We start from the raw sequence: 11,892 nt of genomic DNA, 5'->3' as shown, positions 1-11,892 counted from the left end.
AAAGCATGTATGACAACATTTCACTTCCAATTATTAATAAACATAATAGGGTACAGAAAAACATCCTTTTAGTATAAAATTCTATGAGGTATCTAACAAATGAAAGTAGAACCTGCCTTACTATCCCCTTCAAGCCAAGTCTTGGTGTTCTATGAACTTTTGCCTATAGAATTAATATTTTGATACGCTTGCCAAATAATTTTTGATGGATAAATATATCTCACCGAAATTTTTTAGCAAACAAATGAAACTCATTTTTAAATAAAAACGCCATCCTTTCTATAGATTTCTATAAAAAAAATGACGCTTTCTATTAATTATAAGCATAAATTCATCTTAGATTTTTGGTAATATAACTAGACTTATTCCCATGCAGCAAATGCTACATAATGTTCTTTACCATATTTGTTTTGATATTCATCTGCGTGAATTATATCAACTTCTCCAACATGGTCTGGCTGAAATCCTGTTCCATCTCCATTATCAATAGATTTCACTAGAGAAACTAACATAAGCCCCGTAACTTCAGATTCTTTAGAAGTTTGCTTCACTGGAAGACCTTTAGATTTAAGATATTGCTTTTGTTTTTCGGTAAGTTTAAGTACTGCTGCTTTTGAAATATCTGTGTTCTTTTTACTTTGCTCAAGCCTGTTCATCTCTGATTGTTTTGCCGCTTCTTCTGCCTTGCTCTTTTCAAGCTTGTCCATCTCTGATTGTTTTGCCGCTTCTTCTGCCTTACTCTTTTCAAGTTTGTCCATTTCTAATTGTTTTGCGACTTCTTCTGCCTTACTTTTTTCAAGATTATTCATTTCTTCTGGTTTAGCAGCTTGTTCAATTTTATTTTTTGTAGCCTGTGATTCACTCTTAAGCTCCTCAGCACTTGCATTCATTAAACAAAAAGTAGATATACCTAATACAGCTGTCAATCCTAAAGCTGACCAACGATACGATTTTTTATTGAATTTTTTAATCATAACAATTCTCCTTTTCAATGCTTTTTTATTTTTACTTAGATTTGCTAAACTAGGCATTTGATAATAATTTGAATAGTGTTCTAATAATGTAATAATTGTATGCCCATATTCGATTTTTTCTTCCGAATCAATAAAGGTAAGAGCCAATGCATCACATGCGATTTCTTGATCTTCGCGCATTGAATAATAGGCATACCAAAGGATTGGATTAAACCAATTTAGTATAAGCAAATGATGCATAAGCCAATTAACCCCAACATCTTTACGTTTAAAATGAGCTAATTCATGATAGAAAATAAACCGTAGCTGATTATCATTTAATCGTTGTATATGCTGTTCACATAATAATATTCTAGGTTTTCTAAATCCAAGAAGTGTCGGACTAGCAATCTTGCCGGCTAATTGCAAAGGAATATCCTCTTTTATAGACATCGTTTCTTTACAACCTTTGAAAATATTTAAAATTCTTTCATCTGTTATAATTGGTTGCTTTTGTATGTATAAATATAAACGTCTATTTGCAATTAGTGTTAAAGTCCCTAAACAAAGAACACCAAGCATCCATACATATAAACAGATTTCATACATTGATATGTGTTTGGCACCCTGTTCTTTTTCTTTGGAATCTGTTTCAACTGGTAATTTATTGTAATCACTTGAATTAACGGTATACTTCGCAGGCTCATTCATCACTTTTAAACCAGAAGCATTCGATTCCTTCTGAATTAGAGAAGTAGAAGTTACATATCCATGTGAAAGTATGGAGTATAGACTATAAGAACTATCTGGTGACCAAGGTAAAAGTAATCTTACAATCAAAATTAACCACAATGCGTAATGCCATCTTGCTGTTAATTGATTCCTTAGTAGAACTTTGATACATAAGATAAAACCTACCAATATACTAGCCATAATAGTAGTTTCTAAAAGCCAATCAAAAAAAGTAGAGAGATACGTCTGTATTAACACATTTACCATAATTATTCTCCCTCTTTTTGATTACTTTTATCATCTAGAATACGTTTGAGCTCATCAATCTCTTTTGAAGATAGCTTTTCATCTTGTAAAAAATTAACAAGCAACGGTTTCAAAGCAGCACCGTAAAAACGCTTAATAAAAGATTTAGTTTCTACTTGTAAATATTCATCTTGTGAGATTAAAGGACCATACATGTACGTTCTTCCTATTTTCTGCTGAGAAAAAACAACTTGTTTTTGAACTAACCTATTAATTAATGTTCTAACTGTTTTTGGATTCCAATCCATTTGTCCTTCAAGAGCTTGAATTACTTCATTTGCCGTTTGTGGAGATTTTGACCAAAGGACTTTCATTACTTCTAACTCAGCTTCAGATATCTTAGGTATTTTTTTCACGTTTCCAATTCCCTCCTCCCTTTGATTACAAATGTAATCATAAAGTCGATACTACATTTGTAATCTTAAATTTGCAACCCCTATTTTAACATTGGAATAAATTACTTAAAATAGGGATATCATTAAATAAATATATGACTACAAATGTAATCCTATATTTAGATTACATTTGTAGTCTCGATTTGTCAATCTCATTTAATTATCCCCTAATACAACATCTCCATATGTTTTAAGTAAATCATTATACTTTAATTAGTTATGTATATTCTTCCCTTTTTCTTTGCAAGGTAACCTGTTCTAGTTAGTTGGATAAAAATATGGCGACATCCGTTCGCCATCAAGCTAATAAAATATAGATAGCCCTAAATCAAAAAATAGGAGTAAGCCAGTTATATTTATAAATCCAAAGTTCTTTTCATACAAGAAAACAAATATTTCTTCCCCATATTAATGAGAAATTTCTATTACTATCAATCAAACCGAAATTAAGGGAATTTAGTTTAAAAAAGCATTCTTCTTTTTCTAAAAAGCTAAATTATTAAATTAAAGAAAATATATATTTTTTGCTTCACTCATATATATAAAACAATTAACCCTTTTGCCTAATACCTACAAATTTGTTACACAAAACTGAGCTCCAAAAAATTTGAATTTAAAAACACCAAGGCATACAATGAATATTATATATACCCTATTTCTTAGAAAGAAGGCTTGAACATGAAAACCAAAGTAACTAAATCAATCGAAAATTTGCAAGTGAAAACATTTGAAATGATGACAAATTCTGTTTCTTTTAAATCTATTTTGCGTGGAACTGGCATTACTTTTGTAATTATTTTTGGTTCATCTTTGGTTAACAACTCTTCTTTATTTTCATTAAATTCTTTGATGGTGATATTGGGGTTCTTTTTAATCTTTATGCCATATATTTTTAATATTCCTGAGAAGTCTAATATTTGATTTAATTCCCGATATTTTATCATTAATTTTTAAATTTTAAGCACACAAAACAAGAAATTCGCACACTTTTAATTAAAAGGTGCGAATTTTTTCGTTTGGTTCTATTTCCCTTTAAATTTATGGTTATAAGGCACTATTTCTATTAATTAATTTTTATTTCTAGTTTATAAATTTGCAAATGGATAGCCTGTATCTTCTCTACAATACAATTCTCTTTATTTAATTATTTATATAGTATATATTTCAAAATAAAAATACCTAATCTCCCTTTACAAAACTGTAAGAGTATCTCCAACCTTTTAATATTATATTTATATAGAATTTGCCCCTTTCTTGAAAACATACTATACTATAAAATTAAATTAAAAAATATTATTTAATGGGGGTTCATAATGAATAAAACAGAACTAATTAACCAGGTATCCGAGAAAACATCACTTTCTAAAAAAGATGCTACCGCATCTGTACAAGCTGTCCTAGATCAAATTACACAATCTCTTCAAAAAGAGGAATCCGTACAGTTAATTGGATTTGGTACATTTGAAATACGTGAGCGTTCTGCACGTACTGGGCGCAATCCCCAAACGGGCGAAGAAATGCATATCCCAGGAGGAAAAGCACCTGCATTTAAAGCTGGGAAAGCTTTAAAAGAGGCTGTTAAATAAGGCTTAAATTACCTATCTAAAAAGGAATGGAAATTTTTATCTCCATTCCTTTTTAGATTAATCATATATTTTTTTCGGAAAATAATTAACTAGTTTTTTATCATTTTCACGATTTCCATACCCTTCAAACTTTTTTAATCATAGAATTTATTTTTAGATGCTAGGCGCATCTTTTACTGCTAATTTTTTCTTACTTAAATAAACAGCTCGATCCGACTTTTTTGCAACTTCCTGTGAATGCGTCACAACAATTACACATTTATCTTCTTGGTGTGCGAGCTCCTGGAACAACTCAATAATGTCATTTGCTGTTTCTTCATCAAGGTTTCCTGTCGGCTCATCCGCAATCAGTAAATCAACATTACAAGATAGTGCTCGAGCAATTGCTACACGTTGTTGTTGTCCGCCGCTTAGTTGCAAGACATTTCGTTTCGCTTCTACTTCTGTGAGTCCTACCTTCTCTAATAATTCTAATGCTCTTGCTTTTTTATTTTGTACCTTCACACCTGTAATTTCCATTGCCGTTAATACATTCTGAAGAGCCGTCATATAGGTAATCAAATTATAGGATTGGAAAATTACAGATACATATTGATTACGGTATTGATCCAAACCAATTTTTCGAATATCCTTGCCTTTATACAGTACATACCCATTTTTAGGTATATCCAGCCCACAACCTAAGCTAAGCGTTGTGGTTTTACCAGATCCAGATGGTCCTAAAATGGTGTAGAAATGCCCTGTTTGAAAAGAAAAATCGACATTATCTAGTATCGTTACTTTCTTTCCGTTACTTTCATAATAATAATTTAAGTTTTTAAATTGTAAAATTGTCTCCATACCGGGCCTCCTTATTCATCTTTTAAAAGGATTTGTTTTGGATTTAAACGAAGAATTGATAATGCTGGAAGAATCGTTGCCAGGATAGCGATCCCTAATCCAATTCCCCCTATTTTTCCTAAATCTTCAGTTGAAATACTTACATCAATATTATCTACTGGATCTACTTCTGCAGTAGGATTACCACTAAGTAGTGCTATAGGGTCTTCTGGTCTATCTTCATTCTTTTCTATTTCACTAGATAGCAGATTATCACCGATTTTTTGAGAAATTTTCTCTCCTGTTGATAAAGATAAACCAAATGCTAATATGGCAATACATACTGTCTCAACTAGTAATTGGCCCATTAACTTCCACTTTTTCTCACCTATAGATAACAAAATCCCCATTTCTTTTCTACGTTCCTTAATAGATAACATAATAATTAATCCTAAAATAGTTGCACCTGCAATGGAGGCAATCATTACAATCATTTTCGAAAAAGATGCAATATTTTCGATTGGACCAATCATTTGTTTATATACCATATCTTGTGCATCCAATTCATAGTAATCTGGTAATCCTAATTTTTTTGCTTCCTCCTTAAATGCATCAATATCCTTAGGGTCCTTTAATGAATACATTGCATTTTCCAATGAATTCATTAAAGAATACGGTACATATATTTGATTAGCAGGCTCTAATAAAGCAAAAGATTGTCCTCCAAAAGATGAGGCCTCTTCTTTAGACTCATATATACCTATAATTTCTAGCTCTTTCGTGGTAAGTTCCTGATCCATTACTTCACCTATTTGCAGTTTATCACCCACTTTTAAATTGTTTTTTTCAGCTAGTCTTTTTTCAATCATAGCAACGTTTTTCCCTACTGTTTTTGGCGTAATGCCCTTTCCTTCAACTAGTTTTAATTTTCTGTCTTGAGCAGCTTCTAATAAAGAAAAGTCTCTAATACCCTGTAAAGTGAAATTTAAATTATTATTTGGGCCAAATGATTGAGCTCCTCCAAGTGATTCGACATAATGGAGTTCTTTCAGCTCAGCATTAGCATTTTTTAGATAATTATAGTGAGCTACATACTTAGAGTTCTTTAATTTATCAGCTTCTTTCACTTCGATAGCAGGTACCATTCCTGCTCCACCAATATTTTGATCACTGTTTATATATTTGTTTATATCTATTATCAAATTAACATTTGCTCCTAATTGTTGTCTGGCCGAATCGGTGGCTTTACTTGATGCACTGTTAATTGTAAATCCAGCAAACACCAAATTAATTACAACTAGAAAAATAGCAAGTAATATAAGTGCCTTTCCTTTTCTTAATTTTAAACTTAAAAATGATCGTTTGATAAAATTCATGTTTATAACCTCCTAGAGATTTAGCATAAAGTAGTAATCTGTAGGTGGTATGGAGTTAAACTGGTTCTTTTGTAAAGATTAAAAAAAGTTTGATAGAACACATAGAATATCATCATACTAAAAAGTCAGGTGCAACCCATGTTAGTAAATAGGGCATCCTTTTCTATAGTATGGACACACTGCTTTATTTTTTATAATTTATATTATTTTACAAATAGTTAAAGAGCTCTTATTTACTTCTAAATTCTTGTCAATTTATCTTCTTTCACTATACTTATCTATTTTCTTTTTATAACTCAAACTTCTTCGAATCGTACTTTTCTAGAGTTTATTGCCATTCATTTTGTTTATATGGAATATGTTTATCTGTCTGTACACCTTCAACATTTTCTCCATCTGCTAATAATCTCCTGTACTTAAAAGAGTGCCCTGTTAATACTGTTTTAATCATTTTGTATTGCCCTCCTTTTGTTTGATTACTTGTATCATAAAACAAGTATCTGAAGTTTATATGTAGCCTACCTAGAGTGTATGTAAATTTAAAAAATCTCTAACAAAATGTTTGTATTGTAACGTTACCGCTAAAACTACTGTTTCAAACACCATGGTTTGAAGAGACAGTACCCCATGTTCTAGCCTCAATTCCTCCTACAGTTCTATATTGAGTAAAACTAGTTGATCCCTATCATATAAAAAGAGCACCACTTTTTGGATGCTCTTCGTTATAACTATATATTATTTAATTTCATTCTTTTGTTTCTACCATTTTTCCTTCTTCAGAATCTGTACCTGTACCTTCTGTTTTTTCAACAGTTTTTGCACCTTCTCGTTTTTCAGGGGCTCCCACTTTTGTTTCTACCATTTTTCCTTCTTCAGAATTTGTACCTGTACCTTCTGTTTTTTCAACAGTTTTTGCACCTTCTTGTTTTTCAGGGGCTCCCACTTTTGTTTCTACCATTTTTCCTTCTTCAGAATTTGTACCTGTACCTTCTGTTTTTTCAACAGTTTTTGTACCTTCTTGTTTTTCAGGGGCTCCCACTTTTGTTTCTACCATTTTTCCTTCTTCAGAATTTGTACCTGTACCTTTTGTTTTTTCAACAGTTTTTGCACCTTCTTTAGGAGTTGCTGGCACTGCATCTTTAGGTACATCAAAGTTTTGTAAGAAAGACGTTGTTCCATCTGCACCCTGTGTAATTACTTGATTTGAACTACCTTCATTTGATTTTAAATTATCCATTTTCGCATCATCTGCACCTACTGCACCTCCCGCTACTAATCCTGTACTTAAAATTGCTCCTGCTAATAATGTTTTAATCATTTTTCATTACCTCCTGTTTATTTGTAATATTCATCAAAAAAGTATCTAGAGTTAATAATTTTAGTTATTATCTTTATCTACTTGCTTTTTGATTACATTTAGCATAAGACAAGAATCTATAGTTGATATGGAATGTATCTGGAGATTATGTAAAGAAAAATAGATAATCAGTTGCATATCCTAATGGGTGTTTAGACAGGATTGAAACTTTATATGAGTTTGATAATTGAGTTACCTTTCATTTTTGGTCGTAAGGTTTATGGCTGGGGTGAAGCCTATCGAGGATCTAACCTTTTCTGATTTGAAAGTAAACTTTTGGTTAAAAGTTTACATTGGAGACACCTTATTATTATGATTGGAATTTTACATCTGGAATGAAATCCCAAATACAAAAGTGAAAAATATGGAAATGGAAATTTTGAAAACTTAAAATATACATTGCAATCTGAATATAAGGAGTGCGGCAACCATTCCTTCTTTTTGGATCCACTTACAAATGATTAAGTCAACAGTGTCAAGAGAAATTGGAACAAACACAGATTAATCTTGGTATCTTTTTTAACATATTGAAGGTGCAGACTCAATCATATTTAGTGATTGAGTCTGCACCTTCAATTTTTTGTTTCTCTTTTTATGAATATATTTTTGTACATATGCGTTTTATATAGTGATTTCTAATAATAAGGAAGTAAATAATTTGCATACAAATAAAGCTTACTAATACAACAATTGAGCTTTGAATAACGGACAGTTCCCTACTTACTGTTTGTCCTAATTGGTGAAAAGTTATAAATGCAAAACTGCTGTGAAACATAGCTACTACAATCGGCAAGAAAAATAGAATCATCATTTGTCTTGTCACAATTTGCTTTAATTCTTTTTGTCTTAAACCTAATTTTGAAAGCATCTGATATTGCTCTTTATCACGTTCTAAATCAGTAAATAGACGGAAATATAGAAAGCTTAGTGTAAATACGAAAAATACAATCCCCACCAATACACTTGAAATAGAAAGTAATCCATTTTGTTGTTTCAGTTCAAGCCATTTTACATACAAAGATGAAAAGGCATAATAATCATCTTGACTCGTACCAATGAACTTCATAAGTTTTGTAGAAATTACACTTGTTTCAGGCCAATTTTTTATGACAAAACCGTATATGGTGTAATCTCGGAGTACGCCTTCTTGTTGTACATTTAGAACTTTACTGTAAACAGCATCAGAGACAATAAAAGGGTTGTCAATCTCGGCGAATTCTGGGATATAAATTGTTTTTTGAACAGAAAGTGGTACTTCTAGTTCACCATGTTTTAATTCCAATGTTTTTTGATCCTCTGCACTTGTGGGATTTTTCTTTGGTAGTATAGCGATACTTTCAGTTTCATTTGTTAATTTTTCTATTTCATACCCTAATTTTTTAGCGTATTCATTATACGTAGAAAGATTAATTAACACCGGACCGTTTTGTGACCTTTTAAATTTTGTTGCTACAAGTTTATAAGAAAATCCAGATTCTTTTAATTGTTTCTTTATCTCTTCAATATGGGATTTTTCTTGTGTATTTCCATTATCCGATCGATAGGTAAATGCATATGGCGTCGCACTTTTTGCCAATTCAGGATTTGCGATTGCCGTACAAACTCCAATTGCTGTAAAAGATACAGCTGATATAATTGTAACGATAAAGAACGTTCTCGCATTATCTTTCATTCGGAACGCTAATTCTGAAATAACAAGGAGATTGGTTCTTTTAAAGAATGTAGTTTCTCTAATTTTTAAAGTGTATATCACATATACACACAATTGAGTAAAGAAAAAATAGGTTCCACATACAATTAATAAGACACCGACTCCTACGAGTAGAAGTAATTGTTTTAAACTCATGAAATCGACCGCGACGATACAGTAGTGGACGGCGGAGTAACCTGCTCCAATTAAGATTATTGCCAACAAGGATATCCAAACGGACGCTTTCGGCTCAGGTTTTGGTTTTTCCTCTGATTTTATGAGTTCTACAAGTTCATTCATTTTCACCATTTTTGATGTAAATAATGAAATGAGTAGGAATAAAACAAAAAAGGAAATAGCTGTTACTCCCATAGACTTAAATGGAAAGTACAATGATAACGTATGCTCTACTCCTAATAAAGACCCACTAACTAGTAAAAATAATTTAGAAAAAACCATCCCAAGTCCAATGCCTGCTAGTATAGAAGGGATTCCAATCAACATGTTTTCGAAAAAAATTAATTGATGAAGCTGTTGATGAGACATTCCATGTAACATTAATAATCCAAACTCTTTTTTTCTATTTTTTAAAAATGCGCTAACAGAATAGAAAATAAATAAGAAAGAGAAAACAAAGATTAAGTAATACGATAGTTGAAATCCTATTTTCCCAAATGTATTCATTATGGTACTTGCATGAGTCAGTTCGCCTTGTAGATTTGGATGAAAGACAAGTAGCCCATAAGTAAAGAAAATCATTACCGCAAATGTACTACTAAAAAAATGTCCAAGATATATTCGTTTATTCCGTATAACATTATTGAATGCGAGCTGTCGAAAAGTCATGTTTATTCCCTCCTAACATAGAAAGAATGTCCATAATATTTTGATAAAATAACGAACGATTGTCATTGTAGAAAATTTCATTATATAACTGTCCATCTTTAATAAAAATAACGCGGTCACAGTAACTTGCAGCAACTGGATCGTGCGTTACTAACATCATTGTTGCCTTTTCCTCTTTATTTAATTGTGTTAATATCTCCATTACATCTTGAGAAGCTTTAGAATCTAAGTTTCCTGTTGGCTCATCGGCAAGAACCAATTTAGGAGAATGAATGAGTGCACGGGCAATCGCTGTTCGCTGTGCTTGTCCTCCAGATATTTCATATGTTCGTTTATTCAAAATTTCACTTATTCCTAATTTTTTTGAAATAGATTCTACTCGTTTATTTATTATTTTCACATTCATGCCATCTAATACGAGCGGAAGAACCATATTCTCTTTTACTGTTAAGGTATGCAAAAGGTTAAAGGATTGAAAGACGAATCCTAATTCCTGTCTGCGAAATACGGCCAAATCATTGGGTGATAGTTGATAAGGATTTTTACTATTAATGAATACACTGCCTGATGTTGGCGAGTCAATAGTAGAAATCATATTCAATAACGTTGTTTTTCCACTACCAGAAGGACCCATAATCCCAACAAATTCTCCTTCTGTAATTGTTAAATTAATATTTGAAAGTGCTGTATGTGAAGCCTTGTCTGTGTATTCTTTACTAAGATCTTTTACTTTTACTATTTTCATATGAGAAATTCCCTCCAAATTTACACACTAAGAATGAGCGTTGATAGATGATGCCTGCCAACATTTTTATTTTTTTAAAATACGAGTAATTTACCATTAATTGTTGGTCTAGTTTCGTATTTCCTTATTTAAGCTGTAATACTTGGTCGAATGTTTTAAGCACTAAAATAACTTGATATTGCATCACAGGTATTTCATGAATGTTTCTGTTATTCATTGTAGTAGTAAGATTGTTTTTCTCATATTGAATTGCCTTACATTTTACTTACATGCTTGTCATGTTTCTGAAAATACAGTTTATAAGGTCCTCGGCAATGATTCTTTTTTGGTGAGGTAACAAAGAGGGATTTTTTATATGCACTTTACTATACCGAACTAGATTTCGGTATAGTTTTTATTTGCAATTCATTGTATCTTCTTTACCAAACACGTATAAAAATCAATAGTATGAAAGTAAACTACTGGCTAAAAGTTTACTTTCGAAAATAGATAAAAGATAATTTGTTATTCATATCGCCTATAAACATAAATATCCAATAAAGATATTTAATTACAAATATAATTATTTGATTTATAATTATATTTAGAAAACAGAATAGAAAGGTCTTGGTAATATGTTGGGTATTGATGTTATAAAAACAACAGAGGAATTAATTATTAAATGGCAATTGGCAAAAGTTAATATTCCATTAAATGAAATTATTGAAGTTACTGAAGATGATACTTATGCTGGCGTTGAAAAAAATGATGCAATTCGAATTGGGACACCTTATGGTACAACTGATCGCATCTTAATTAAAACTAAAAAGCAAGATTATGTATTATTTACTACTAATAAAGTTTCAATTTTAAATAAAATAAATGCTTAATAACTTGATTGATTTAATATAATTCTTTAGGGGGTCACGCCACATGCCCATCAACTTAAGAATACAAATCAGCCCCAAAACGAAAAAATGAGCTTTTTTATTACAAATTAGCATAAAACCTTGTTCTGGGGGTAGTTATATTTTCTTAGCTTGATAGCGATGGGGTCCTGCCAACATAACAAGAATTTCGTACGCCAAGGAATTATTAGGTATATTTT

Annotated in this window: 10 protein-coding genes and 1 pseudogene; 3 read left to right on the top strand and 8 right to left on the bottom strand. The window is 31.3% G+C overall.

Annotation, left to right across the window (positions count from 1 at the left end):
• Positions 1–362 precede the first annotated feature (362 nt).
• Both MHB70_RS29980 and MHB70_RS29975 read right to left on the bottom strand, forming a co-directional pair.
• Complete coding sequence (locus MHB70_RS29980) at positions 363–1,952, bottom strand: M56 family metallopeptidase (protein WP_097927570.1); 1,590 nt, start codon at positions 1,950–1,952, stop codon at positions 363–365.
• Between the two features lie 2 nt (positions 1,953–1,954).
• On the bottom strand, positions 1,955–2,305 hold the full coding sequence (locus tag MHB70_RS29975) for a BlaI/MecI/CopY family transcriptional regulator (RefSeq protein WP_371399626.1): 351 nt from the start codon (positions 2,303–2,305) through the stop codon (positions 1,955–1,957).
• 759 nt (positions 2,306–3,064) lie between these two features.
• Between MHB70_RS29975 and MHB70_RS29970 the strand changes: the two genes are divergently transcribed.
• Positions 3,065–3,307 (top strand): hypothetical protein, encoded by a 243-nt coding sequence (locus tag MHB70_RS29970; protein WP_061530620.1) that lies wholly within the window; start codon positions 3,065–3,067, stop codon positions 3,305–3,307.
• A 392-nt stretch (positions 3,308–3,699) separates the two neighbouring features.
• Entirely contained in the window at positions 3,700–3,972 is a 273-nt protein-coding gene (locus MHB70_RS29965) for an HU family DNA-binding protein (RefSeq protein WP_061530621.1), read from the top strand.
• Positions 3,973–4,125: 153 nt separating this feature from the next.
• Here MHB70_RS29965 and MHB70_RS29960 read toward each other — a convergent pair whose 3' ends face one another.
• From MHB70_RS29960 to MHB70_RS29935, 6 genes and pseudogenes are all read right to left on the bottom strand, one after another.
• Positions 4,126–4,812: an ABC transporter ATP-binding protein gene (locus MHB70_RS29960; RefSeq protein ID WP_090978987.1), complete on the bottom strand. Its 687-nt coding sequence runs from the start codon at positions 4,810–4,812 to the stop codon at positions 4,126–4,128.
• An 11-nt stretch (positions 4,813–4,823) separates the two neighbouring features.
• Positions 4,824–6,167 (bottom strand): ABC transporter permease, encoded by a 1,344-nt coding sequence (locus MHB70_RS29955; protein ID WP_061530678.1) that lies wholly within the window; start codon positions 6,165–6,167, stop codon positions 4,824–4,826.
• A gap of 328 nt (positions 6,168–6,495) precedes the next feature.
• Positions 6,496–6,618, bottom strand: a complete 123-nt coding sequence (locus MHB70_RS29950; protein ID WP_255298245.1) for a hypothetical protein — start codon at positions 6,616–6,618, stop codon at positions 6,496–6,498.
• Between the two features lie 387 nt (positions 6,619–7,005).
• Positions 7,006–7,485 (bottom strand): annotated as a pseudogene (locus MHB70_RS29945) (hypothetical protein); the annotation flags it as partial.
• A 631-nt stretch (positions 7,486–8,116) separates the two neighbouring features.
• Complete coding sequence (locus MHB70_RS29940; RefSeq protein WP_061530613.1) at positions 8,117–10,060, bottom strand: FtsX-like permease family protein; 1,944 nt, start codon at positions 10,058–10,060, stop codon at positions 8,117–8,119.
• Complete coding sequence (locus tag MHB70_RS29935) at positions 10,032–10,805, bottom strand: ABC transporter ATP-binding protein (protein WP_061530614.1); 774 nt, start codon at positions 10,803–10,805, stop codon at positions 10,032–10,034. The genes MHB70_RS29940 and MHB70_RS29935 overlap by 29 nt, the downstream gene beginning before the upstream one ends.
• 614 nt (positions 10,806–11,419) lie before the next feature.
• Here MHB70_RS29935 and MHB70_RS29930 point away from each other — a divergent pair.
• The gene (locus tag MHB70_RS29930; protein ID WP_000900581.1) at positions 11,420–11,674 is read left to right on the top strand and encodes a SunI/YnzG family protein; all 255 of its coding nucleotides are present in this window, start codon (positions 11,420–11,422) and stop codon (positions 11,672–11,674) included.
• Positions 11,675–11,892: the final 218 nt, after the last annotated feature.

Source organism: Bacillus sp. FSL M7-1020 (assembly GCF_038050415.1).
Classification (GTDB): domain Bacteria; phylum Bacillota; class Bacilli; order Bacillales; family Bacillaceae_G; genus Bacillus_A; species Bacillus_A toyonensis.
Note: the sequence above shows the minus strand (reverse complement) of the source record. Positions and strands in the feature narration are given on the sequence as shown.